The sequence below is a fragment of the Pseudomonas sp. ICMP22404 genome, assembly GCF_006227205.1.
GTDB lineage: Bacteria > Pseudomonadota > Gammaproteobacteria > Pseudomonadales > Pseudomonadaceae > Aquipseudomonas.
In genome coordinates this window covers 232,784-258,130 of record NZ_VCNG01000005.1, presented here as the reverse complement: position 1 = coordinate 258,130, position 25,347 = coordinate 232,784, and the positions used below count along the sequence as shown (strand labels likewise).

The following is a 25,347-nucleotide window of genomic DNA, read 5'->3' as shown; positions in this document are numbered from 1 at the left end:
AGCTAATTCGTGTACTCAAACTAACCGTACAAGCCGCTAGACTTCCGAATCCCAGATCACCGTGACACTGCCGGTGTAGGCCTTGGCGCCGCTGTCCAGCATCGCCTCGACGCTGCCCCGGGCCACTTCGAAGTGCAGCATTCCCAGCCTGCGATCGACATAAAAGCCCGGCTGGAACAGCTCGGTGCCGCTGCCGTCAAGCCGCAACGGGCGCTGGTTGACCGGTTGCCCAGCGGCGTCGGTCAGGCCTTCAGGCAACGTCACCTTGATGTCCACCGGCACGGCATGGCCGGTGCCGGTTTCCGCAATCGCGCAGGTATTGCCGCTGGCGTGCTGGCATTCGAGCCTCATCTTGAAACGAGAAGAGGTCGAGATATGGAAGCGCTGGTCGCGAAACAGCCGCGTCGGTTTGCTCCCGCTGTTCAGCCAGGCTTGCCAGCCTTCCTGGGGCACCAGTTCCACCCGGTTGCCACCCGGGGGCACCTCCACCTTGAGCGTGTGCTCGACGTCGAGTTTGAAATTGAGGGTGATCACCGATTCATTGGGGATCATCACGTCACCGAAGTCGAAGTCCTGCCTCGGACCGAGGCCATAGACCAGGGAGCCGGTGTATTGGCCGGACGACATCTTCAACGGGTTGGGGGTGCGCAGTTCGTAGGCGAAGTCCATGGAGGTGTATTCCATGCCCGGGATCAGGTAACGGGCCCTTTTGGCACAGCTCCCTTCGACCGGGGTTTTCCAGAAGAAGGAATAGGCACGGTCGTTCAAGCTCGATTGGCTGCTGGATCGACAAGGTGCAGGGGCGTACTTCCAGGTGGAGCCCCACAACATCGCATGAGCGGTCCCCATGTCCACCCCCCCTCCGACCAGGTCGATCACGCTGACCGGCAGGTAGTACATCGAGCCGATGCCGGCGATGCGTACCTGGACGATTTCAGTCTCGCCCGTACCGGTATGAGTGATCTGCGCCAGACGCCAATTGGCAGGCACATGGAATATCGCCCCTTGCCGCAGATCCGCATGATTGGCCTGGATGGGCGCGTTGGAATAGGAGTTGATGTTCCACTGAAGGCTGGACATGTTCTCCCTTTCACAGTCGGCCGGGTAAAAGGCGCAATAACCCGAGACCGGCGTGGTATTGCGAAAGGTATTCTCGTTGGGCTTCGATGGATCGGGCCTGAAGATTGCGGTGATCTCCTTGCTCACGGCATGAGCCGTCGATGCGCCGGCCAATAACATCACCGAAACCACACTACGCACTGCTACTGGTAGACCTTTCATCAATCCCTCACCTTCCTTTCGCCTCAGGCTGGCCAATCCATGCCCTTTAAACTTCCGAATCCCAGATCACCGTGACATCGCCGGCGTAACGCGTGGCCCCGGTGTCGAGCATCGCCTCGACACCGCTGCGGTCCACTTCGAAATGCAGCATCCCGAGCCGGCGATCGACGTAGATGCCGGGCTGGAACAATTCGGTGCCACTGCCGTCGCGCAACAGTCGTCGGCGATTGACCGGTTGCCCGGCGCCGTCCGTCACGCCATCGGGCAGGGTCACGCCGACGTTCACCGGCACGGTGTGGCCGGTATCGGTTTCGGCGATCGCACAGGTGTTGCCGCTGATGTACTGGCATTCGATTGCCATCTTGAAACGGGATGAGGCGGAAATATGAAAGCGCTGGTCACGGAACAGGCGCGTTGGCTTGCGTCCGCTGTTGAGCCAGGACTGCCAACCTTCCTGGGGCACCAGTTCCACGCGATTGCCGCCGGGGGGGACTTCGACCTTGAGGGTGTGTTCGACAGTCAGCTTGAAATCGAACGTGAGTATCGGATCGGAGGGGATCATGATATCGCCCATGTCCAGATCCTGGCCCGGCCCGATGCTGTAGGTCAAAGACCCCGTGTACAAACCACTCGACATTTTCAGGGGGTTCGGGGTGCGCAATTCGTAGGCGAAGTCCAGATAGTCGTAGACCAGGCTGGGGATCAGAAAACTACTCTTTTTGGAGCAAGGCGCTTCGACTCGGGTCTTCCAGAAAAACTTGTAAGTCGTCGCGTTCAAACCTCCGTGACCGGTATATCCGCAAGGTGAAGGGGGGTTCACCCAGCTATTCCCATAACCGCCCCATAACCGGTTGTGTGCCAGCGTAAGGTCTATGCTTGGATTACCTATCAGTTCGAGCACGCTCATCGGAAGGCGGTATCTCGAGCCGATTCCCGAAAAGCGTACTTCGATGGTTTCAGTTTCACCCGTACCGGCGTGAGTCACCTGGGCGGTACGCCAGTTGGCGGGGACCTTGAACGTCGCCCCTTGCCGGTAATCAGTGTGATTCGCCTGAATTGGGCCGACCGAACTGAAGCGGATAGGCAACTGAATACTGAATATCTTGGTGGCCGCGCAATCCGCCGGATAGAAGGTGCAATAGCCACTGACCGGGGTGGTATTGGTAAATTGATTCAGGTTTGGTTTCGAAGCATCGGGTCTGAATATCGCGCTGATATTCTGGTTCACGGCATTGGCAGCAGGCACGCAGGCAAGCAACAGCATCGAGACCACGCTGCTCACGGCTACCGATAAGGATTTCATTTATACAACCTCATACATCAAAGCCAATCCCTGCTAGTTTTTGGGAGAAAATTTCACAGTGGGAGCAAGGCTTGCCCGCGATGCAGGCGCCCCGGTCTTCACGCGAACGGCGTTATCGTTCATCGCGGGCAAGCCTTGCTCCCACAACTCATGAACGCTGCTTCGCCAGGTCGGCCGCGGCCAGTGAGCTATCGGCCAGGCTGTCCGGCGTGCAGCGCAGGTCGCCGATCATCAACACATCGCCTTCGTCGCTGGCGTTTTCCGGGTCGAGACGGAAGCGGCAGAACAACTCGTTGCCGTAGCGCACCTCAAGGGTCGGGGACGCGGCATTCATCTCCATGGAGAAGAATCCGTCCGCCTCGCTGACGCCGCGGCTGGCGTGGTTGATCACGTGATGGCCCTTGAGCGGTTGCCCCTGTTCGTCCAGCAAGCGTCCGAGCACGGTCACGGTTTTCACCACGCTGACCTTGCGGTAATCGACGCCCCCCTTGTTCAGGTGATAACGGGTGCGTGCCGGCTCGATGCTCGCCGCCGGTGGATGCACACCCTCGAAGTCGAAGGTCACCATGCTGTTGCGGTAGGCGGTGATCGGCACGAAGTTACGGCCCGGATGCAAGGTGGTACTGCCGCCGGTCAGGTCGTCGGCGCGCAGGACGATGTCGTCCAGGTCGGTTTCCACGTCGACGATCATCCCCGCGCCACGGCCCTGGGGCAGACCGGTGAAGACGGCTTTCTCGCCGCCGACGGCCACGGTACTGCTCAGGTTCAGGCCGCCGGTGAGGTTGTCGTTATAGGACGAGCGCTGGAGGAAACCGTCGCCATAGAGCGACTCGGTGCTGAAGCTGGCGATGCCGGACAGGCCCACGCCATAGGTATCGGCCAGCGCTGTGCCGGAGACACTTTGCAGCACGTGATCCTGGAGGTCGCGGCGATAGGTCAGCGACGCATTGTTGTCCCGGTCACCTTCGCGAGACGTGCGGGTGCCGATGCTGCCCGACCAGTATTCCCCCGGCCCGCCCAATGCCACGCTGAAGCTCAGGTCCACGCCGCGATTGCGACGGTCGTTGGTGCTCGAGGTGCCGGGACGATCGAACACCGACAGCCGCCAGTTGGCATCGCTGCCACGCAACTTGCCGCGCTGGGTCCAGCCCAGGTCCAGGCCCGCGCCCTGGACATTGCCTTCGCTATAGGCCAGCCGGCCGTTGATGGAGGACTTGTTGTTCAAGCGATGATTGACCGACAGCGATGAGTTGCTGGTCTGGCCGACGAACACGTTGCGCTGCCGGATGCGGGTGCCGTCCGGCAGGGTCTCGTAGGTGTTGCGGGTGTCCAGCCAACTGCGATTGTGGCTGGCGACGAGACTGCCCTGGCCGTAGCTGTACAGGGCTTGCACGTCCATGCCGTTGCCGTACTGCTCGGTGTGGTAGACGTTGGCGTACAGACTGGTGTGGGAGGCCAGCGTCCAGTCCACCGACGTGCCGAGTTGCAGTTTGTCCTGCACCTGGCGCGTGGAACCGCCGACGATAACCCGTGGGTGCAGCAGGTAATTGACGCCAAACCCCGCCGTCGTGAACCCCGAGGGCTGGTCTTCCCAATTGCTCCAGAGCCGGGTTTCACGACCGGCGAACAGGTTGTAGCGCCAACGCTCCTCGGTGCTGCTCCAATTGTTCGGCTTGTAGACCAGTTCCTGACTGGTGGCAGTGGTTTGTCCGTCCTCGATCAGCCGCACTTCCACTTCATAGATGCCGCCGGGCAATGGGCGGGTGTCCAGGCTCTGCAAACCTGCGCTGACGGCCTGGGTATTGATCAGCAGGCCGCTGCGATAAATCTCCACCGAAGCCTGGCGGCTGGCGGTGACGTAAATGGGGTAGACGCTGGGCTTGGGGTTTTCGATCGCCAGGCTGTCCGAGCTGCCATACATCACGCCCAGAGCAGTGTCCGGGTTGGCGCCAAACGAGCGGATCTGGCGGTTCAAGCCATCGGAGCTGGGGGTGAAATACCCCAGCCGGAAAAAATGCCCTTCCAGTTCACGTTGGGTGAACAGCTCATAAACGGCGTGGTAGAGCTTGTCGTCCGGCCCACCCAGGCGCGAGAGCTGGAGGTCCATGGACTGGCTCCAGTTGCCCACGCTGGAACTGGCATTGAGGCCATAGCGGCCACCGGTGTCCTGTTCCTGGCCACCGTTGAGGTTGAGTTGGTTGTTGAAGATCAGGCCGAGGCTGCCCCCCTGGGGCTGGTCGTGATAGCGCTGGGTTTCGGTACCGCGCTCGACATCCCGAGTGAGGATCGACACCAGTGAGTTTTCAAGACTGTAGTGCACTGCAAGCAGCCCGGCGGTGCAGTTTTTTTCACAGGCACCTAACAGTTGTCCCTGTTTGAGTGTGTGCTCCCATTGGTCCCGCTCAGCGGCTTTGATCGTGCTGTCGTGGGTGTCGGTAAATTCCAGCAGGGTAATGCGATCATCCCGCGTCAAGACCACCATGGCTTCACCGAGATACTGTTGATTGAGCTCAATACGAACAGCCAATGGCACATCGAAGAAGTGGGCTTCAAACTCCGCCGGCAGACCCTTGGCCTGGGACAGCAGGCTTGTCGGTGTAGTACCGGGGGCAGTCGGCGCGGCCAATGCACTCGCGCATAACAACAGCGCAAGCGCACCCGCGATGGGTGTCATCGGTAACATCAACGGACTCTCATAATCAGCGAGCTTTCGGGGTGTTTCAGGTTCAGGCCGACCGGCTGGGGAGATCCGGCCGACCTGCTGCTGGCGAGGTGAGGCTCACCGGGTAACGAATAGCCTTACGGGCGCGGCACGGCGTCGAAGATGACGGTCATGTCGGCGGTGTACAGGCCGTTCTGGGTCGCGAGCGGTTTGGCCGGAACGATGGTCATCTCAGCCTGGGTGCCCGGGGTAGAGGTTGCATCGTCGACCACTTCCTGGGACAGGGCGGTCAGGGTGACGCCATTGAAGGTCGTGGTCAGGGCGATGGCATCGCTGCCGTTGTACAGCGAAGCCGGGCCGCCTTCGATGTAGGCATTGACCGAACCGTCGGTGTTCTTCACGTCGTAGGTCTGACGCAGCGAAGTCAGAGTGCCGCTGACCGTGTTGTAGGACATGGTCTCGTCCTTACCCCAGCTCCCGTCGCGTGGCTGCACATGGAACTGCTGGGTCGGGATATTCGCGGTGATGTGGATGGACGAACGTGCGTCATCGAGAGCGAAAGCCAGCGAAGAACTCAGGGCCGCAGCGGTCAGGGAAGCGGCGGTTACGATTTTCATGAGCATTGTTAACACCTGTTCATAGCAATAAAGAGAGAAGGGCCGAAGTTGCACACCAATACAGCTTGGCGTGCCCCTTCAACGCCGGTGCATGATCGTCGCTCTTTAATTAAAAATAAGCAGGAAAGTTCGTAGACTCATGTAGTAAATCGCGCATACAAAACGTCGAAAAATACGCACTTTTCGATAAAACGTAACTTTTAATGTAAGAGACTTCCGACATTTTCACTAGTTGCCGTTAAAACACCCAGACAACCATCCGGTTTCGTCCCGCAGACATAAGGGATTCAGGTAAGGTCTTGTTTCATTTCAAGTATGACGCAACTGAGATATATCTTTTAACAAAGATATATCTATAGTCGAAGATATATCTGAAGTCAAAGATATATCTCGGTTCTATTTATGCAGAACAGAGAGCAGATAGATGACAGTTCCTTATCCTCCTTCCATTCGCGAACAGGGTCATCACGATGGCTTCGAACGGCGCCCGTCGGGCCGTGAGAGAGGTGGGCGCGGTCCACGGGTGTTCGCTGCCGGCGACCTTAAGTTGCTGCTGCTGGCACTGATCGCCGAAAAGCCTTGTCACGGTTATGAGCTGATACGCCAGATCGAGGCCATGTTCGACGGTGCCTATACTCCAAGCCCCGGCGTGATCTACCCCACCCTGACTCATCTGGAAATGAGTAAGATGGTCAGCGGAGACGCCAAGGGCGGGAAAAAATGCTACAGCGCCACCGACGTCGGACGCCTATTCCTTCAAGACCAGGCCGAGGCGCTGGACGGCGTGCGGATACGCATCGAAGCCAGCAAGCGCATCCTGCGCGAGCAGGATCGACCGGCTGAAATCCACGAAGCGGTGGGTAACCTGCGTCGTGCCCTGCAGAGACACCAGGATCGCTGGAGCCCGGAAGAAATCCAGCGGATACGCGATCTACTCAACGACACCGCCAAAGCCATCATGGACGGCCCTGCCCGTCCACCTGTTTCGGAGTCAAGCGATGACTGAAATCGATCCAAACACCATTCACCGCGTCAGCCACGAGATCAAGCGTCGTCGCCTGCAAGTCCTGCGGGTGGTGGACCTGACCCCGCGCATGCGCCGCATCACCGTCGGTGGGCCGGAACTGGCCGGGTTCGTCAGCCTGGGCACGGATGATCATGTAAAACTGTTTTTCCCGCAGAACGCCGAGGAACGGGCCGCCCTGGAAACCTTCGATCCCAGCGCCGGCAAGGCCCAGAGCGCGCTGCCGGAAATGCGCGACTACACCCCGCGCCGCTACGACCTGGATACCCTGGAGCTGGACCTCGATTTCGTGCTCCACGGCGACGGCCCCGCCTCGACCTGGGCGGCCCAGGCCGAGCCAGGGCAGTACCTCCACATCGGAGGGCCACGGGGCTCGATGATCGTGCCGGACATCTTCGACAGCTACCTGCTGATCGGTGACGAAACCGCCCTCCCCGCCATCGCCCGTCGCCTCGAAGGCCTGGCGCCCAACCGGCGTGCCCTGGTGGTCGTGGAAGTGGAAAACGGTGCTGAGCAGCAGGTTTTGCAAAGTCCGGCCCAGGTCCACGTGATCTGGGTGCTGCGCGAGGGTCGCCACGACAGCCTGCTGACCACCGTCCGTCAACTGGAAGTGCCTGTCGGCAAGCTGTACGCCTGGGTCGCCACCGAAAGCAAGGTATCGCGGCAGATTCGCAAGGTGTTGCTGGAGGAGAAAGGGTTGGACCAGGACTTCGTAAAAGCGGTGGGTTATTGGAAGGCGGATGGTAGCGAGGAGGAATGATCCTCCGACAAACCCGGCCTGCCACGGCAAGGCAGGTTTATCATTCGTCTTCGAATATTTGCTGAGCCAGGTACCTGCATGCTTTTCCTGATCGCCTACATCGCCAGCGTCGTGCTGATCAATTACGCCTTTTCTGCCGCACCGCACCTGGACATCATCTGGTCGGCCTGGGGTGGCCTGGTATTCATCCTGCGGGACATGGTGCAGACCCGGTTCGGTCATGGCGCCATCGCGGCGATGCTGGCGGCGCTGGTGCTGTCCTATGTCACCTCGGACCCGACCATCGCCCTGGCCAGCGCCACGGCGTTCGCGGTGTCCGAGTGCATCGACTGGCTGGTGTTCACGATCACCAAGCGTCCGTTGCATGATCGATTGTGGATCAGCTCGGCGCTGAGCATTCCCCTGGACACGTTCATCTTCTTCGGCCTGATCGACGCCCTGACCCCACCGGTGGTGATCACCGCCCTGGCCTCGAAATTCGCAGGGGTCACTGCCGTCTGGCTGATCATGGCCTGGCGTTTGCGCAAACAGGCCGTCGCCGGCTGAAGCCAAACCCCGTGGTTCATGTAAAATGCCGCGTTTTCTCCCTATGGGAAGCTCGCCCGGCGTGCAACCCTCGATGATCCGCTCCTGTTTGAGGACCTTCAGATGACCCGTATCGGAACTCCCTTGTCGCCCACCGCGACCCGCGTTTTGTTGTGTGGCAGCGGTGAGCTGGGCAAGGAAGTGGTAATCGAATTGCAGCGCCTGGGCGTGGAAGTGATCGCCGTGGATCGCTACGCCAACGCACCCGCCATGCAAGTGGCCCATCGCAGCCATGTGATCAACATGCTCGACGGCGCCGCCCTGCGTGCCGTGATCGAGGCCGAGAAGCCGCACTTCATCGTGCCGGAAATCGAAGCCATTGCCACCGCTACCCTGGTGGAACTGGAAGCCGAAGGCTTCACCGTGATCCCTACCGCCCGCGCCGCGCAGTTGACCATGAACCGCGAAGGCATCCGTCGCCTGGCCGCCGAAGAGCTGGGCCTGCCGACCTCGCCGTACTTCTTCGCCGATACCGTGGAAGACTACCGCAAGGCCGTTGAAACCCTCGGTTTCCCGTGCGTGGTCAAGCCAGTGATGAGCTCGTCGGGCAAGGGCCAGAGCCTGCTGCGTGGCAACGACGACGTGCAGAAAGCCTGGGACTACGCCCAGGAAGGCGGCCGCGCCGGCAAGGGTCGGGTGATCATTGAAGGCTTTATCGACTTCGACTACGAAATCACCTTGCTGACCGTGCGTCATGTCGGCGGCACCACCTTCTGCGCGCCGGTCGGTCACCGCCAGGAGAAAGGCGATTATCAGGAATCCTGGCAGCCCCAGGCCATGAGCCCGGTGGCATTGGCCGAATCCGAGCGCGTCGCCAAGGCGGTGACCGAGGCTCTGGGAGGGCGTGGGATGTTCGGCGTCGAGCTGTTCATCAAGGGCGATCAGGTGTGGTTCAGCGAAGTCTCTCCGCGCCCTCACGACACTGGACTGGTGACGCTGATTTCCCAGGACCTGTCGCAGTTCGCCCTGCACGCTCGCGCCATCCTCGGCCTGCCGATCCCGTTGATCCGTCAGTTCGGCCCGTCGGCCTCGGCGGTAATCCTGGTGGAAGGCCAGTCGACCCAGACCGCTTTCGCCAACCTGGGCGTGGCCCTGAGCGAACCGGACACCGCGCTGCGCCTGTTTGGCAAACCGGAAGTCAACGGCCAACGCCGCCTGGGCGTGGCCCTGGCCCGCGACGAGTCCATCGAAGCCGCCCGCGCCAAGGCGACCCGGGCTTCCCAGGCGGTGAAGATCGAGCTTTAAGTTTGGCGACTACCCTGCTGCATTGATCGTTCCCACGCTCCGCGTGGGAACGCCTCTGCGGACGCTCCGCGTTCGGCTCTTTGGGACGCGGAGCGTCCCGGGCTGCGTTCCCACGCAGAGCGTGGGAACGATCAAATGAAAAAGGCGACACCCGCAAGGGTGTCGCCTTTTTCATGAGCGCCGATTGGGCTTATTCCGGCAGCTTGTACGCGATGACATAGTCACCCTGCTTGGTACCCAGGGAACCATGACCGCCAGCAACGACCAGCACGTATTGCTTGCCGTCCTTGCCAGTGTAGGTCATCGGCGTGGTCTGGGCGCCAGCGGGCAGGCGGCCTTCCCACAGTTGCTTGCCGTTTTTCACGTCATAGGCACGCAGGTACTGGTCGAGGGTGCCGCTCAAGAACGCCACGCCACCGGCGGTGGTGAACGTGCCGCCCAGGCTCGGTACGCCCATGCTCAGCGGAATCGGCACTGGCGAGCTGTCACGCACGGTGCCGTTCTTGTGTTTCCACAGGGTTTTGTTGTTGGTCAGGTCGACCGCGGCCACATAACCCCAGGCCGGAGCCTGGCAGGGCAGGCCCATAGGCGAGAGCAGCGCTTCGAGGATCACGCCATAGGGTGCGCCCTTGTTCGGCTGCACGCCTTCGGTTTCGCTCTTGCGTCCCGGACCACCGGCCACTTCGGCCGCCGGTACCAACTTCGACTTGAACGCCATGTAGCTCGGGTTGACGAAAGCGATCTGGCGCACCGGGTCTACCGAAATGCCGCCCCAGTCGAACACCCCGAAGTTACCCGGGTAAACGATGGAACCCTGCAGCGACGGCGGCGTATACATGCCGTCGTAGCGCAGCGACTTGAAGTCGATCCGGCAGAGCATTTGGTCGAACGGGGTCACGCCCCACATGTCGCGCTCCTTGAGGACCGGCGGCACGAAGTTCAGGTCGGACATCGGTTGGGTCGGCGAGGTGTGGTCGCCTTCTACCGCGCCTTGCGGCACCGGGATCTCCTTGATCGGGATGATCGGTTGACCGTTGCTGCGGTCCAGCACGTAGATGCTGCCCTGCTTGGTCGAAGCCAGTACGGCCGGCTTCACGCCGTCGGCAGTCTTCATGTCCATCAGGGTCGGTTGACCGCCGACGTCCATGTCCCACAGGTCGTGGTGGGTGAACTGGAAGTACCAGCGCACCTTGCCGGTGGCGATGTCCAGCGCGGTCAGGCCGGCGGAGTATTTTTCCGATTCAGGGGTGCGCAAGCCACCGAACTGGTCGGGAGTCTGGTTGCCCATCGGCAGGTAGAGCATGCCGAGTTTTTCATCGACGCTGAACATGGACCACATGTTCGGCGAGTTGCGGGTGTAGGTCTGGCCCTCGGCAATCGGCATGGTGTCGTCCGGCTTGCCGCTGTCCCAGTTCCACACCAGCTTGCCGGTGTGCACGTCGTAGGCGCGGATGACGCCGCTGGGTTCGTCGGTGGAAACGTTGTCGGTGACATGACCGCCGATCACCACCAGGTTCTGGGTGACGGCCGGAGGCGAGGTGGAGTAGTAACCGCCCGCGGTGAAACCACCGATGTTGGCGCTCAGGTCGACCTGGCCCTTGTCACCGAAGTCTTCGCACATCTTGCCGGTGTCGGCATTGAGGGCGATCAGGCGGGTGTCGGCGGTCGGCAGGAAAATGCGACGCGGGCACACGGCGCTGGCCGGCGTGGTGCTGGCAGCACCGGTGGGGCTCTGCTCGGCAGAGGCGTACGCGGCGTCATCGTGATAGCTCACGCCACGGCAGGTCATGTGGGCCCAACCCTTGAAGTTTTCCGCCTTCTGGGTGGAAAGCTTCGGATCGAAACGCCAGATTTCCTTGCCGGTTTCAGGCTCCAGGGCAATTACCTGGCTGTGGGGAGTGCACACGTAGAGCATGCCGTTGACTTTCAACGGGGTGTTTTCAGCGGTGGTCTCGCCCGGGTCGTTCGGTCCCGGCAGGTCGCCGGTGCGATAGGTCCAGGCCGGTACCAGCTTACTGACGTTCTGCGGCGTGATCTGCGCCAGCGGCGAATAACGGTCGCCATGGGCGCTACGTCCATAGGAATTCCAGTCGCCGTCCGGCATTGCCGGCGCGGTGTTGGCCATGCCCGCGACGTTGTCGCGGTCCAGTTGCCCCTTGATTTCACCCGGGTTGGTGAACTGGCTGGCAAGCGCCGCGACGCCGGCGATGACCACGGCGGCGCCCAGCGCACGAGTGCCCATGGGTGATGCATCGGCCGTCAGCAGTGGACGACGGAACCATGGCAACAACAGGACGATGCCCAGGGCGAACAGCATCGCCAGGCGCGGCACCAGTTGCCACCAGTCCAGGCCCACTTCCCACAAGGCCCATACCGTACTGGCGAACAGCACCAGCGCGTACAGGCCCAGGGCCGCGTGACGGGCCATGATCAACAGCACACCCGTCAGCGCCAAGCCGATACCGGCCAGCAGGTAATACCACGAACCGCCAAGCGTGCTCAGCTTGACCCCGCCGGCCAACAGCGCCAAGCCCATCAATAGAAGCAGAATGCCGAGCAGACTCGGTAGCAGACGGCCTCGGTTCAAAGCACCTTCAGTGCTCATAGTGTGATTCTCCGTGATATTTAAGGAGTCCCGCGCAAGTAATCACTGTAGATGACGATCTTGCGCAGGCATGGTTCAGTAAAAAGCTGACCCGCTATCAGCAGCCTCTTGTGGGAGCGAGCCTGCTCGCGATTGCGGTGGATCAGCCAACACGCCTGTTGCGTGTGACGCCGCAATCGCGAGCAGGCTCGCTCCCACATGAGGTTGCAGGGCAAGACAGCGCTATCTTTTTAAATCCTGATACGTCAGAAGAACCGTTTCAGCAGGGGGCGCAAGAATAATGGCCCGCTACCAATAGAGAAAGCGCTTTTGCCGACATGAATCTTTTCGAATCCGGTAACAGTGTTGCCACTAGACTTCCAACACATGGGCGCCTCGGATAAGGTGCGCGGCTTATTCCTCTTCACGCAAATACCTCCATGACCGAACAGCACAACAACCCCCTGCACGGCGTGACGCTGGAGCAAATCCTCAACGCCCTGGTGCAGCACTACGAATGGTCGGGCCTGGCCGAACGCATCGATATCCGTTGCTTCAAGAGCGACCCGAGCATCAAGTCGAGCCTGACCTTCCTGCGCAAGACGCCGTGGGCGCGGGAGAAAGTCGAGCGGCTGTATATCAAGCTGATGCGTACCAAGCGGCCGGTCTGACTCATGAACCTTCGACAGCGCTTCGTATCCGTGGCGGCGCTGCTGGGCTGGGCGGGATTGAGCATCCAGCTGTATCTGATCCTGCTGGGGCGCTGGGAACTGGGCGCGAGCCTGCTGGGCGGCCTGGTGAATGTCTTCAGCTTCTTCACGGTATTGACCAATATATTGGTGGCCGTGGTGCTGACGTGTGAAGTGACCCGCCGCGAATCGGCCGCCCGACGCTGGTTCCTGCGCCCCGCCGTCAGCAGTGGTATCGCCGCGAGCATCGCCCTGGTCGGCCTGGCTTATAACCTGCTGCTGCGCCATCTGTGGCAACCCGAAGGCTGGCAGTTCTTGGCCGACGAACTGTTGCACGACGTGATGCCACTGCTGTTCATCGCCTATTGGTGGCGGTACGTGCCCAAAGGCACCCTGCGCCTGCGGCATATCGGACTGTGGGTGATTTACCCCGTGGTGTACTTCGCCCATGTCCTGTTGCGGGGGAGTTTCCTCGGGGCGTACCCCTACCCTTTCATCGACGTGGCAACGCTGGGTTATCCACAGGTGTTCATCAATGCCGGGGAGATATTGCTGGGGTTTGTCGGGATCGCGCTGGGGGTGGTGGGATTGGATCGGTGGATGGGGCAACGGTATTAGAAGACTGCCACAGAGGACTTGTACTCAAGACCTCCCCGGCAACATCCACACCAGCCCACTGGCCTTCGCCCGCTCATGACACAACGCCAATACGCTACGCCGCTCATCGTTGTCCATGCTGCGCCAACGGGTGATCTCGGACACGGTGCGCTGGCAGCCGGTGCAGACATCGTCATCGTCCAGCGAGCAGATGCTCACGCAGGGCGAAGGCACCGGGCGTTCGGGGGTGTTCATGAGTCTTGCTCAGCCAGGTCGCGGGCATAGCGCTGCGCGTTGTGGACGTAATGCGCCGCGCTGGCCTCGAGCATCTTCTTCTGGGCCTCGGTCAGTTCCCGGACGACCTTGCCAGGTGAGCCCATCACCAGCGAACCGTCGGGGATTTCCTTGTTTTCGCCGATCAACGCATTGGCGCCGATGATGCAGTTCTTGCCGATCTTCGCGCCGTTGAGAATCACCGCATTGATGCCGATGAGGCTGTAATCCCCCACCGTGCAACCGTGGAGCATGGCGTTATGGCCAATGGTCACACCGGTGCCGATGGTCAGTGGAAAACCCATGTCGGTGTGCATCACCGTGCCGTCCTGCACGTTGCTGTCCTTGCCGATCAGGATCAACTCGTTATCGCCGCGCAGCACGGCGTTGAACCAGACACTGGCGCCTTCTTCGAGGCGGACCTTGCCCACCAGCGTGGCGTTGGGGGCGACCCAGCTCTGTGGGTGGGTTTCGACACGGGCATCGCCCAGGCGGTATTTCATGAGGATCCTCGGGCTCAGGTATTGATGAAGCTTCTGGGTGGTTTGTGCAGGTCAATGCCGGCGTCGAACAGCAGGTTCACCAGCTCGACGATCATGATCGCCGTCAGGCCCCAGATCTTGTACTCGCCAAAACGGTAGCTGGGCACGTACCAACTGCAGCCCTGGTAATCGATGCGATGGGTGTGTTCGCGGGGATCCTTGCGGAAAAAGTCCAGCGGTACATTGAAGACCGCGGCGATCTCGGCATCGTTGGCCTGATACTCGACGAAATCCGGAATCACTCCGACATAGGGCGTGACCTTGATGCCATGCAACGAAATCAACGGGCTGAGGGGGCCGATCACTTCCACTAGGCCGGGGGGCAGGCCGATTTCCTCTTCGGCTTCGCGCAGGGCGGTGAACACCAGGTCCGGGTCCTCCGGATCGCGCCGTCCGCCGGGGAAGGCCACTTCGCCGCCATGGGTCGAGAGCCCGCTGGCGCGCAAGGTCAGTACCAGCTCCGGCTCGTCACTGCGGGTGATCGGCACCAGCACCGCGGCTTCAGGGAAACGTCGGTCGGCCTGCAAATCACGCGGGGTATGGTTGCTTACTCGATGCAGTAGCTCGTCCAGCATGAGACTTCTCGATTCATTCGCTGCCTTGCATCATGCACCAATCGTTCAAGCCGCCCAACCCCCGGACCGCGTCGTGTCGCGAAACGACAACTTGCCGACACCCGTCCCGCACGCCAAGATAGGCGCAGCATTCAGGAACCCAAGCATGAAATTCTGCAGCCAGTGCGGTAACCCGGTGACCCAGCGCATACCCGAAGGCGACTCGCGCCTGCGCTTTGTCTGCGACACCTGCCACACCATCCACTACCAGAACCCCAACATCGTGGCCGGTTGCGTACCGACCTGGGGCAGCAAAGTCCTGCTGTGCCGCCGCGCCATCGAGCCGCGACGCGGTTACTGGACGCTGCCGGCGGGCTTCATGGAAAACGGCGAAACCGTCGAACAGGCCGCCGAACGCGAAACCGCCGAGGAAGCCTGCGCCCGGGTGCGAAATTTAAGCATCTATACGTTGATCGACGTACCGCACATCAGCCAGGTGCATGTATTCTTTCGCGCCGAGCTGGTGGATGAGGATTTCGCCGCCGGACCCGAGAGCCTGGAAGTGAAACTGTTCGAAGAAGCGGACATTCCCTGGGACGAACTGGCTTTTCGCACAGTGGGCCGGACCCTGGAATACTTCTATGCTGATCGGCGGACCGAGCATTACCCGGTGCGATCCGAATCGATCCCACCCCTGGCTCAGCCTGCCAAGACCTGAAAAACCATATCGTCACGACCTTTAGGGATACCGTTTCAATGCGCTGGTTGCTTGTGCTGTTCTGCTTGTCGTTCGCTGCTGTGTCCCAGGCTTCTGCGGTGGGAACCTACGACGGCAAGGTCATCGAAAAAGTGCTGGTGCTCAAGTCCGCCCATCAATTGCAATTGATCAACGACGGCAAACCACTCAAGACCTACCGTATTTCCCTCGGCAAGGGCGCCAAGAAAGGCCCCAAGCTGATCCAGGGCGACAAGCGCACCCCTGAAGGTTTCTATTGGATCGACTGGCGCAAGGTCAGTGATCGCTTCTACCTGTCGATGCACATCTCCTACCCCAACATCAGCGACGCCGCCCGCGCCCGGCGCGAAGGCGTGGAGCCTGGGAACATGATCATGATCCACGGCACGCCTGATTCCGAAGAAACCCCTGAACAGCTGTTCCACACCCTGGACTGGACCGATGGCTGCATCGCCATGCGCAACGTCGACATGCGCGAAGTCTGGAACCTGGTGCCGGATGGCACGATGATCGAGATTCGGCCGTAGCCTCTGTCTCTTATGTGGCAAGCGCTTGTTGAGGCATGGAAGCCTTGTTGCGACATGAAAGCTTTTGTGGCGAGGGGATTCAGCGAAACGTCGCACCGCCCCGCTGGGCTGCGCAGCGTCCCTAAAGCCAAACAACCCGGTGCGTCAGGCAGATTGAGTCGCTTGCTTTGGGGCCGCTGCGCGCCCCAGCGGGGATAAATCCCCTCGCCACAGGGGGTCCACACATCTGTGCCCCCCCCTGTGGGAGAGCCTGCTCGCAATGGCGCCGGCCCTTACGCCATCAAGCCCGTAGCTCCACCCGATCCAGCGCCTTGTCCGCCAACAACGCGCCCAACTCAATCATCTGCGCCACCCCCAGCGCCACATGCCGCCGCGAGCCGTCGAGGTCGAAGGCCAGGTCGCTGAGCATGGCATTGGCCGAAGCCAGGGTTTCGCTGAGGTTGGCTAGCAGGACTTCGGTGTCGACGCTGTCTGCGACGATGAACAGCTGCGTCGAAGATTTGGATTCGGGTTCGCTGTCTTCAGGCTTGAGATAGAAGTCCAGGGCTCGATCACCGGCCTGCTGGAGCTTTTCGGGGGCGTAGTCGCCGTAGGGGAAGGTTGATGCGGGTTTTGAAGGGTTTGGGGTTTCTTTGATCATGTGCAGCTCCTGATTCGGTGGAGTTGCCAACCTTCTGCGGTCAAACAAAAAGTGGCAGCTGTACGCGGGTTGACCGACCGGGAATCAGGAATCCGGCACGTCCGAGGACGTCCCACGCACAGCCGCCGCGACACGATACATCAGACGAAAGAAAAACGCCTGAACTGGGTCTTGGAACGCTGGCGCGTCTAGATTCTCGGACGGTCAAATCCGGTCGCTGAATTGGCAGCGACACCCACAGGCTAGAGCCGCCGCTTCCGAGGGACAACCTTAAAAACTTGTCGGAAACTTCGGTGCGTCTGACAGACCGCGCGATAGATCGCTGATGATTTCAATCGCCTGCAAATGCCAGTAGGTGTGTATATCCATTTCTTCGGTAACGGCCACTAAAGGTTCCGCCCTTACGGCGGGTCACTTTTGGAAAAGCGCCAAAAGTAACCAAAAGCGCTTTGCCCCACCACTGGGCACCTCGCCAAGGCGAGGTGTTCCCTCACTCCGGCGTTGCTCCGTGGGCCCGCCGCGAAGGGCCATCCATGGCCCAGCGCGGCTAATCCGGCATCCATGCCGGATTGCCCACTACGCAACGCCTGCGTTCGGCCCTTGTGGTTTACGGGGCGTCTAAGATCAAGATCAAGATCAAAAGCGAGGCGGCCTAATGGCCGGCCTGACTTTTTCGGTTGTACCTGAATCCACTTATGGGAGCGAGCCTGCTCGCGATAGCGGTGGGTCAGTTTGAAAAGTGCTGCATGAGCCGACGCCATCGCGAGCAGGCTCGCTCCCACAGGGGGAACACGTACGCTCAAAAAGCAGGTCGGCGGCAAAGCCGCCTTGCTTTTGCTTTTGCTTTTGCTTTTGCTTTTGCTTTTGCTTTTGCTTTTGATCTTCAGGCCCCGTTAACCACGCTGGCCGAACGCAGGTATTGCGTAGTGGGTACCCCGGCATGGATGCCGGGGTAGCCGCGCTGGGCCATGGATGGCCCTTCGCGGCGGGCCCACGGAGCAATGCCGGAGTGAGGGCACACCGAGCCTAGGCGAGGTGCCGAGTGGTGGGGCTAAGACCTTTTGGTTACTTTTGGGGCGTCTGCCAAAAGTAACCCGCTGTAAGAGCGGAACCATAAGTCGCCGTTACCGAAGAAATGGATATACACACCATCCAACTCTCCCTCAAAACAACCGCCGGTCGGCATAAAAAAATAAATCCAACCACCCCCATCACCAAAGCGCAAATACCACTTCCCTCAAAGTCCCCCTCAGCAGCTACGGTCCTCTTCCACCAAAACGACCAAAAGTAATACCACTTGAAATCCACTCCCAAAAATCCCCCCGACAACCTCAGAAACCTTAAGGCCACCCTCATTGACGTGGTATTCAAGTGGTATTAATTTCCACCCCATCACCGAGCGACAACACCCCAACAACCGCATCGGACACCCCATGAACGACATCCTGGCCCTGCGCCCCGACGACACCCAAGCCACACCGCTCTACCTGCAACTGGCCCGCAACCTGGAAGCCGCAATACACGCCGGCCAATGGAAAGCCGAACAAGCCATGCCGTCCGAACGCAGCTTGAGCGAACAACTGGGCATTTCCCGAGTCACCGCCCGCAAAGCACTGGAAGTGTTATTCGACCAAGGCCTGATCCGCCGCAACCAAGGCTCGGGCACGTTCATCACCCCGCGCCTGGAACAACCGCTGTCACGCCTCAGCGGGTTCAGCGAGATGTTGCGGCTCAAGGGTTTCGTGCCCGGCTCCCAGTGGCTGGAACGGGAAATCACCCCGCCCACCCACGAAGAACTGATCCGCCTGGGCCTTTCACCCACCGACAAGGTCGCGCGGCTCAAGCGCCTGCGCAAGGCCGACGACACGGTCATGGCCATCGAGATGAGCACCCTGCCCGCCGCCATCATCCCCAAGCCCCAGGCCATTGGCGCTTCGCTCTACGAATTTCTCGACAGCATCGGCAAACCGGTGGTGCGCGCCCTGCAGCACATCCAGGCCATCAACGCCTCGGACGAGTTCGCCACCCTGGTGGGTATCGCCCCAGGCACCGCCATGCTGCTGATGACCCGGGTCGGCTACCTGGAGGACAACACGCCCATCGAAGTCACCGACACCTACTGCCGCAACGATTACTACGACTTTGTCGCCGAGCTCCGGCGCTAGCAGCGCTGCCTCCCCAGACATCAGAGACTGCCCATGTCCGAAGACAACATCCTCACCGCCCACGGCTGGGTTCGCGGCCGCCTGATCCACGCCCACGGCAAGGTCGTGTCCGTCGAAGGCCAACCCTGCGATCCGGCCGACAATGACTTGCCTTACCTGCTGCCCGGCTTCATCGACCTGCATGTCCACGGCGGCGGCGGCAAGGACATCATGGAAGGCGCCCCGGCGTTCGACACTATCGCCCGCACCCATGTGCGCTTTGGTACGACCTCGCTGTTGGCGACCACCATGACCGCGCCGGGCGAAGAGATCACCCGCGTGCTCAAGGCCCTGGGCGAGTTCTGTGAGCAACGGCAGAACGGCAGCGCCCGGATGCTCGGCGTGCATCTGGAAGGTCCCTACATCAACCCCGGCAAACTCGGCGCGCAACCGAACTTCGCCCACACCGCGTTGATGGCCGAAGTGGAAGGTTATCTGGCCCTGGCGCCGATCCGGGTGATCACCATCGCCCCGGAAATCGCCGGCCACGATGCCTTGATCCGCACCCTCAGTGCCCGTGGCGTGCGCATGCAGATCGGCCATACCCTGGGCAGCTACGAAGAAGGCGTCGCCGCACTGGCCGCCGGCGCCAGCAGCTTCACCCATTTGTACAACGCCATGAGCGCGCTGCATCACCGCGAGCCGGGCATTGTCGGCGCGGCGCTGGCCCACGCCCGCTATGCCGAGCTGATCCCGGACCTGCTGCACGTGCACCCCGGCGCCATGCGCGTGGCCTTGCGCGCGATCCCGTGCCTGTACTGCGTCACCGACTCCACTGCGGCAGCGGGCATGCCCGACGGCGAGTACAAACTGGGCAGCCACACCGTAACCAAATGCCTGGGCGGCGTGCGGCTGGCCGATGGCACCCTGGCCGGCAGCACCCTGACCATGGACCAGGCCCTGCGTAACCTGGTGAAAATCGGCCTGCCCATCGCCGAAGCCTCGCAACGCCTGTCCCAATTTCCTGCCGACTACCTCGGCCTGCCCGAGCGCGGACGCCTGCAACCGGGCGCCTGGGCCGACTGCGTGCGCCTTGACCGTTCCCTGACCCTGACCGACGTGATGGTCGAAGGAGAAGCCATTGACTTCCAAAATGCTTGAAGAGGCCCTCGCCGCCTGCGAAGCCGTCGAACGCCAGTTGCAGCAACTGGACCCGGCCCTGCAGGAAATCGCCGGACGCCTGCGCCGTCAGCCGCCGCAAGTGGCAATGACCATCGCCCGCGGCAGTTCCGACCACGCCGCCAGCTACTTCGCCTACCTGACCATGCAGCAATTGGGCTTGCCGGTGGCGTCGCTGCCGATGTCGGTGGTGACCATGCAGCAGGCGCCGCTCAAGGTCAGCGGCCAGGTGGCATTCGGCTTTTCCCAGTCGGGCCAGAGCCCGGACCTGGTGAACAGCCTGCGCCTGTTGCGCAAGCGCGGCGCCTTGAGCGTGGCCCTGGTCAACACACTCGATTCGCCCCTGGAAGCAGCGTGTGAGTTCAGCGTGCCGCTGTGCGCCGGTGTCGAAAGCAGCGTCGCCGCTACCAAGAGCTTCATCGCCACCCTCAGCGCCAGCGCACGGTTGGTGGCCCAATGGAAGGACGACGCCGAACTACTGGAGGCCGGCAGCGCCCTGCCCGAAGGTTTGCGCGAGGCCGCTCACCAGGATTGGAGTACCGCCGTCGAGGCCCTGCGCAATTGCCAGCGGCTGATGGTGATCGGCCGTGGCGCCGGATTCGCCATCGCCCAGGAAGCGGCGCTCAAGTTCAAGGAAACCTCGGCGATCCAGGCCGAAGCCTTCAGCAGCGCCGAGGTGCGTCACGGGCCGATGGCGCTGATCGATGAAAACTACCCGCTGCTGGTGCTCGCCCCTCGCGGTGCCGAGCAGGCCGGCGTATTGAGCCTGGCCGCCGACATGCGCCAGCGCGGCGCCCGGGTCTTGCTGGCAGCGCCCGATGACATCGCCGAACGCGACCTGACCCTGACCCGCGCCGAACACCCGGCCCTGGACCCGATCCTGGCGATCCAGAGCTTTTACGGGATGGCCGCCCACCTCTCCGTGGCCCGGGGCCTGAACCCCGACCAACCGCGGCACCTGAGCAAAGTCACCCGTACGCACTGATTAATGACAGCCTGATGAGAGCGCGCCATGCCCAACAATAATAAAGAGTTGACCCTCAGCGCCCCGCTCAGCGGGCCGGTGCTCACCCTCGCCAATGTGCCGGACGCCGTGTTCGCCAGCGGCGCCATGGGCGACGGGATCGCCATCGATCCGCTGAACGACACCCTCTACGCACCCTGCGACGGCGAAGTGATCCATGTCGCCCGCACCGGCCACGCCGTGACCCTGCGGGCCGACAATGGGGCCGAACTGCTGCTGCACCTGGGGCTGGACACCGTCGAGCTGCGTGGCGACGGGTTTTCCATGCTGGTCAAGGAAGGTGCACGGGTCAGTAACGGCCAGCCGTTGCTGCGTTATGACGTGGACAAAGTGGCGCGGCGCTGCAAGAGCCTGGTCAGTCTGTTGGTCATCACCAATGGCGAGCGCTTTCAGGCGCGGCCCGTCACCCTCAAGGGCGTAAAGGTCGGCGAGCCGCTGCTGCATGTCGTCGCCGTGGCTACAGGCTCGTCAACGGATGAACCTCAGGACGTCGGCATCGAGGTCTTCGGCCAGATCCGCATCGCCCATCGCGGCGGCTTGCACGCGCGGCCGGCAGCCTTGATACGCCAGACCGCCCAGGGCTTCAAGAGTCGCTCGCAACTGCATTTCGGCGGCAAGTCGGCCTCCTGCGACAGCCTCATGGGGATGATGAGCCTTGCGATCACCGAGCAGGCAGAAGTGCAGGTCAGTTGCCGTGGCAACGATGCCGAAGCGGCACTGCAAGCATTGTTGACGACCCTGTCCACCGCCCTGGCCGAAGACGCCCACGCCGCAGCACCTGCACTCAAACCCCATGCTCGTCCTGCCGAAGACGGCGTGCTGCACGGCGTATGCGCCGCCCCCGGCTTGGTGGCCGGGCCGCTGGTCCGGTTGAATGGCATTCAATTGCCCGAGGACGCGGGCGGTCACAACGTCGAAGATCAGCGCCAGCAATTGAGCAGTGCCTTGGCCCACGTCAGCCGCGATATTCACCTGACCCTGGACAACGCCAAGGCCCGGCGCCACAGCGACGAGGAAGCGATTTTCAGCGCCCATCTGGCGTTGCTGGACGACCCGATCCTGCTCGATGCCGCCCACCTCTGCATCGACCAGGGCAGCGCCGCGACTCACGCCTGGAACCAGTCCATCGACGCGCAATGCCGGGTGCTGGAGCAACTGGGCAGCACACTGCTGGCCGAGCGCGCCAACGACCTGCGCGACCTGCGCCAACGGGTCCTGCGGGCATTGCTGGGGGAAAGCTGGCAATTCGACGTGCCGGCGGGCGCGATTGTCGCGGCCCAGGAACTGACCCCGTCGGACCTGCTGCAACTCAGTGCCCAAGGCGTCGCCGGCGTGTGCATGGTCGAGGGCGGCGCCACTTCTCACGTGGCCATCCTGGCCCGAGGCAAAGGGATGCCGTGCCTGGTGGCGCTGGACGCGGCGCTGTTGGAACAGGAACAAGGCCAGTCGGTGGTGCTGGATGCCGACGAAGGCCGTCTCGAATTGCGACCCAGCGCCGAGCGCATGACCCAGGTGCAACAGGCACATGCCCAGCGAGCCGCCCGTCGCGCTCGACAACAAGCCCAGGCCCACGCACCGGCCCGCACCGTTGATGGCGTGACGGTCGAAGTGGCGGCCAACGTTGCCTCCAGCGCCGATGCGGCCGAGGCCCTGGCTAATGGCGCTGACGGTGTCGGGCTGCTGCGTACCGAATTCCTGTTCGTTGACCGCCGCACCGCTCCGGACGAAGAAGAACAGCGCCAAAGCTACCAAGCCGTGCTCGACGCCATGGGCGACAAGCCGGTGATCATCCGCACCATCGATGTCGGCGGCGACAAACAGTTGGACTACCTGCCGCTGCCGCCCGAAGCCAACCCGGTGCTGGGCCTGCGGGGTATTCGCCTGGCCCAGGTGCGCCCGGAATTGCTCGACCAGCAACTGCGGGCGTTGCTGCAAACCCGTCCACTGGACCGCTGCCGGATCCTGTTGCCCATGGTCACCGAAGTCGACGAACTGCTGCACATCCGCCAGCGCCTCGATGCACTGGGCCGTGAACTGGGCCTGAGCGAACGGCCGCAACTGGGGGTGATGATCGAAGTGCCAGCGGCCGCCTTGCTGGCCGAACAACTGGCCGAGCACGCGGACTTCCTGTCCATCGGCACCAACGACCTCTCGCAGTACACCCTTGCCATGGACCGCGACCACGCCGGCCTCGCCGCCCGGGTCGATGCCCTGCACCCGGCACTGCTGCGGCTGATCGCCCAGGCCTGCGCCGGCGCGGCCCGGCATGGGCGCTGGATCGGCGTGTGCGGCGCCCTGGCCTCCGATCCTTTGGCGACGCCGGTGCTGGTGGGGCTGGGTGTGCGCGAACTGTCGGTCAGCCCGGCGCAGATCGCCGAGATCAAAGCCCGCGTGCGCGATCTTGACGCCGTCAAGTGCGCTTGCCTCAGCGCCGAATTGCTGGGGCTGGGCAGTGCCGCTGCCGTGCGCCAGGCCTGTCATCAACACTGGCCCCTGGGCTGAGTACGTCGAAGAACAATAAGGGAGAACCGCCATGTACCAGCATTTCATCGAAGGACTGCAACGTCTCGGCCGGGCGCTGATGCTGCCCATCGCCATCCTGCCCATCGCCGGCCTGTTGTTGCGCCTGGGCGACACCGATCTTCTGAACATCGCCATCATCCATGATGCCGGGCAGGCCATTTTCACCAACCTGGCGATGATCTTCGCCATTGGCATCGCCGTGGGCTTCGCCCGGGACAATAACGGCACGGCGGGGCTGGCCGGGGCCATCGGTTATCTGGTCATGATCGCCACGCTGAAGGTGCTCGACGCCAGCATCAACATGGGCATGCTCGCCGGGATCATCAGCGGCCTGCTCGCGGGGGCACTGTATAACCGGTTCAAGGACATCAAGCTGCCGGAGTACCTGGCGTTCTTCGGCGGCCGGCGCTTCGTGCCGATCGTCACCGGCTTCAGCGCGGTGGGCCTGGGAGTGGCGTTCGGCCTGGTCTGGCCGCCGATCCAGCAAGGCATCAACAGCTTCGGCGCGCTGTTGATGGAAAGCGGCAGCCTGGGGGCATTCGTATTCGGGGTGTTCAACCGGCTGCTGATCGTCACCGGTCTGCACCACATCCTCAACAACATGGCCTGGTTCATCTTCGGCAGCTTCACCGACCCGCACACCGGTGCGGTGGTGACCGGCGATCTGACCCGATATTTTGCCGGCGACCCCAACGGCGGCCAGTTCATGACCGGAATGTTCCCGGTGATGCTTTTCGGCCTGCCCGCCGCGTGCCTGGCGATGTACCGCAACGCCCTGCCCCAAAGGCGCAAAGTCATGGGCGGGATTCTGTTGTCCATGGCCCTGACCTCGTTTCTCACCGGGGTCACCGAGCCGGTGGAGTTCGCCTTCATGTTCCTCGCGCCGCTGCTGTTCCTGTTGCATGCCTTGCTCACCGGGCTGTCGATGGCGATTACCGACTGGCTGAACATCCGCCTGGGCTTTACCTTCTCCGGCGGTTTCATCGACATGGTCCTGGGCTGGGGCAAGTCGAACAACGGCTGGTTGGTGGTGCCGGTGGGCCTGGCCTATGCGGTGATCTACTACACCGTGTTCGACTTCTGCATCCGCCGCTTCGACCTCAAGACCCCCGGTCGTGAAGACGTCCCGACCGCAGACAAACCGGTCTTTACCCAGAATGAACGAGCCGGGGCCTACATCGCAGCGCTCGGTGGCGCCGACAACCTGATCACCGTCGGCGCCTGCACCACGCGCCTGCGACTGGACATGGTCGATCGCAACAAGGCCTCCGATGCACAACTCAAGGCCCTGGGCGCCATGGCCGTGGTGCGCCCCGGCAACGGCGGCAGCCTACAGGTGGTGGTTGGGCCGATGGCCGACAGCATCGCCGACGAAATCCGCCTGGCCTTGCCAATGGCCGTCTCGATCCACAACCCGGTGAGTGAACCGGTGCAGGCCGAGTCGGCCTCGTTTAGCACCGAGCAGGTCGGGCAATGGCTGGACGCACTGGGCGGCAAAGACAATGTGTTGGCCTTGGAATGCGTCGCCCAGACGCGGCTACGGGTGCAGCTCGAAGACGCCCGACGGTTATCCGAGACGGATCTGAGAGCCCTGGGTTGCCAAGGTGTCAGCCAGATGGAAGGCGGCATCTGGCATGTGCTGGTGGGAAATCGGGCCAGTGCAATGGGTGAAGCGCTAAGGGCAATGCTGAACAACCGTAAAACCTGCGCGCAATCCCTCTAACGATCTCCGCCGGAGCAGCTTGTTACAAGATTGGATCCCAAAAAACGGCTGAAAAACCCGCCGTCGCCTATTCTTTGGACTCACGCGGCGGACCGAGGCGCGCCCCAGCGGCGCCCTCCCGGCGCGATCAATCAC

General features: G+C 62.0%; 22 protein-coding genes. 13 read left to right on the top strand and 9 right to left on the bottom strand.

Translation table 11 applies throughout. From position 1 onward, the window contains the following. Window positions 1-36: 36 nt before the first annotated feature. The 4 genes from FGE05_RS11870 to FGE05_RS11855 all read right to left on the bottom strand — a co-directional run bounded on the left by FGE05_RS11870 (window position 37) and on the right by FGE05_RS11855 (window position 5,869). On the bottom strand, window positions 37-1,281 hold the full coding sequence (locus FGE05_RS11870) for a hypothetical protein (protein ID WP_139645082.1): 1,245 nt from the start codon (window positions 1,279-1,281) through the stop codon (window positions 37-39). Window positions 1,282-1,327: 46 nt separating this feature from the next. Continuing rightward, window positions 1,328-2,584 carry a hypothetical protein gene (locus FGE05_RS11865; RefSeq protein ID WP_139645080.1) on the bottom strand — a complete coding sequence of 419 codons (1,257 nt, stop codon included), beginning with the start codon at window positions 2,582-2,584 and terminating at the stop codon, window positions 1,328-1,330. A 148-nt stretch (window positions 2,585-2,732) separates the two neighbouring features. Then, window positions 2,733-5,267: a CS1-pili formation C-terminal domain-containing protein gene (locus tag FGE05_RS11860; RefSeq protein WP_139645078.1), complete on the bottom strand. Its 2,535-nt coding sequence runs from the start codon at window positions 5,265-5,267 to the stop codon at window positions 2,733-2,735. Between the two features lie 116 nt (window positions 5,268-5,383). After that, window positions 5,384-5,869 carry a CS1 type fimbrial major subunit gene (locus tag FGE05_RS11855; RefSeq protein ID WP_139645076.1) on the bottom strand — a complete coding sequence of 162 codons (486 nt, stop codon included), beginning with the start codon at window positions 5,867-5,869 and terminating at the stop codon, window positions 5,384-5,386. Between the two features lie 418 nt (window positions 5,870-6,287). On the opposite strand from FGE05_RS11855, the gene FGE05_RS11850 reads away from it, so the two are divergent. From FGE05_RS11850 to purT, 4 genes are all read left to right on the top strand, one after another. Next, on the top strand, window positions 6,288-6,869 hold the full coding sequence (locus FGE05_RS11850) for a PadR family transcriptional regulator (protein WP_139645074.1): 582 nt from the start codon (window positions 6,288-6,290) through the stop codon (window positions 6,867-6,869). Beyond that, window positions 6,862-7,647, top strand: coding sequence for a siderophore-interacting protein (locus tag FGE05_RS11845; protein ID WP_139645072.1), 786 nt, complete (start codon window positions 6,862-6,864; stop codon window positions 7,645-7,647). The genes FGE05_RS11850 and FGE05_RS11845 overlap by 8 nt, the downstream gene beginning before the upstream one ends. Window positions 7,648-7,725: 78 nt before the next feature. Next, window positions 7,726-8,193 carry a preQ0 transporter gene (locus FGE05_RS11840; protein WP_139645070.1) on the top strand — a complete coding sequence of 156 codons (468 nt, stop codon included), beginning with the start codon at window positions 7,726-7,728 and terminating at the stop codon, window positions 8,191-8,193. Window positions 8,194-8,295: 102 nt separating this feature from the next. Beyond that, a complete protein-coding gene (purT, locus tag FGE05_RS11835) occupies window positions 8,296-9,477 on the top strand; it encodes a formate-dependent phosphoribosylglycinamide formyltransferase (RefSeq protein WP_139645068.1) in 1,182 nt (393 codons plus the stop codon). Between the two features lie 190 nt (window positions 9,478-9,667). Here the strand turns inward: purT and FGE05_RS11830 are convergent, their stop codons facing one another. Continuing rightward, window positions 9,668-12,082 (bottom strand): glucose/quinate/shikimate family membrane-bound PQQ-dependent dehydrogenase, encoded by a 2,415-nt coding sequence (locus FGE05_RS11830; protein ID WP_139645066.1) that lies wholly within the window; start codon window positions 12,080-12,082, stop codon window positions 9,668-9,670. 419 nt (window positions 12,083-12,501) lie between these two features. Between FGE05_RS11830 and FGE05_RS11825 the strand changes: the two genes are divergently transcribed. Continuing rightward, entirely contained in the window at window positions 12,502-12,732 is a 231-nt protein-coding gene (locus FGE05_RS11825) for a VF530 family DNA-binding protein (RefSeq protein ID WP_024780901.1), read from the top strand. 3 nt (window positions 12,733-12,735) lie between these two features. Continuing rightward, window positions 12,736-13,368 carry a Pr6Pr family membrane protein gene (locus tag FGE05_RS11820; RefSeq protein ID WP_139645064.1) on the top strand — a complete coding sequence of 211 codons (633 nt, stop codon included), beginning with the start codon at window positions 12,736-12,738 and terminating at the stop codon, window positions 13,366-13,368. Between the two features lie 24 nt (window positions 13,369-13,392). Here FGE05_RS11820 and FGE05_RS11815 read toward each other — a convergent pair whose 3' ends face one another. Genes FGE05_RS11815 through FGE05_RS11805 form a run of 3 tightly spaced genes read right to left on the bottom strand, consistent with a single transcriptional unit; the run spans window position 13,393 to window position 14,737 of the window. Further along, window positions 13,393-13,602, bottom strand: coding sequence for a DUF1289 domain-containing protein (locus FGE05_RS11815; RefSeq protein WP_139645062.1), 210 nt, complete (start codon window positions 13,600-13,602; stop codon window positions 13,393-13,395). Further along, complete coding sequence (locus tag FGE05_RS11810) at window positions 13,599-14,123, bottom strand: gamma carbonic anhydrase family protein (protein ID WP_139645060.1); 525 nt, start codon at window positions 14,121-14,123, stop codon at window positions 13,599-13,601. Before FGE05_RS11810 ends, FGE05_RS11815 begins: the two co-directional genes overlap by 4 nt. A 14-nt stretch (window positions 14,124-14,137) precedes the next feature. Beyond that, a complete protein-coding gene (locus tag FGE05_RS11805; RefSeq protein WP_041023011.1) occupies window positions 14,138-14,737 on the bottom strand; it encodes a CoA pyrophosphatase in 600 nt (199 codons plus the stop codon). Window positions 14,738-14,882: 145 nt separating this feature from the next. On the opposite strand from FGE05_RS11805, the gene FGE05_RS11800 reads away from it, so the two are divergent. Then, complete coding sequence (locus tag FGE05_RS11800) at window positions 14,883-15,434, top strand: NUDIX hydrolase (RefSeq protein ID WP_139645058.1); 552 nt, start codon at window positions 14,883-14,885, stop codon at window positions 15,432-15,434. Window positions 15,435-15,472: 38 nt separating this feature from the next. Then, window positions 15,473-15,979 (top strand): murein L,D-transpeptidase family protein, encoded by a 507-nt coding sequence (locus FGE05_RS11795; protein WP_139645056.1) that lies wholly within the window; start codon window positions 15,473-15,475, stop codon window positions 15,977-15,979. Between the two features lie 280 nt (window positions 15,980-16,259). Here FGE05_RS11795 and FGE05_RS11790 read toward each other — a convergent pair whose 3' ends face one another. Continuing rightward, window positions 16,260-16,619, bottom strand: a complete 360-nt coding sequence (locus tag FGE05_RS11790; RefSeq protein ID WP_139645055.1) for a DUF6124 family protein — start codon at window positions 16,617-16,619, stop codon at window positions 16,260-16,262. 1,433 nt (window positions 16,620-18,052) lie between these two features. On the opposite strand from FGE05_RS11790, the gene FGE05_RS11775 reads away from it, so the two are divergent. From FGE05_RS11775 to nagE, 5 genes are read left to right on the top strand one after another with little or no spacing between them, the layout of a single operon-like run. After that, window positions 18,053-18,784 carry a GntR family transcriptional regulator gene (locus FGE05_RS11775; protein WP_139645049.1) on the top strand — a complete coding sequence of 244 codons (732 nt, stop codon included), beginning with the start codon at window positions 18,053-18,055 and terminating at the stop codon, window positions 18,782-18,784. Between the two features lie 33 nt (window positions 18,785-18,817). Continuing rightward, window positions 18,818-19,924: an N-acetylglucosamine-6-phosphate deacetylase gene (gene nagA / locus FGE05_RS11770; protein WP_139645046.1), complete on the top strand. Its 1,107-nt coding sequence runs from the start codon at window positions 18,818-18,820 to the stop codon at window positions 19,922-19,924. Continuing rightward, complete coding sequence (locus FGE05_RS11765) at window positions 19,905-20,927, top strand: SIS domain-containing protein (RefSeq protein ID WP_139645044.1); 1,023 nt, start codon at window positions 19,905-19,907, stop codon at window positions 20,925-20,927. Before nagA ends, FGE05_RS11765 begins: the two co-directional genes overlap by 20 nt. Window positions 20,928-20,954: 27 nt before the next feature. After that, window positions 20,955-23,468, top strand: a complete 2,514-nt coding sequence (ptsP, locus tag FGE05_RS11760) for a phosphoenolpyruvate--protein phosphotransferase (protein WP_139645041.1) — start codon at window positions 20,955-20,957, stop codon at window positions 23,466-23,468. Window positions 23,469-23,499: 31 nt separating this feature from the next. Beyond that, the gene (nagE, locus tag FGE05_RS11755; protein ID WP_139645040.1) at window positions 23,500-25,212 is read left to right on the top strand and encodes an N-acetylglucosamine-specific PTS transporter subunit IIBC; all 1,713 of its coding nucleotides are present in this window, start codon (window positions 23,500-23,502) and stop codon (window positions 25,210-25,212) included. The last annotated feature ends 135 nt before the right edge of the window (window positions 25,213-25,347 follow it).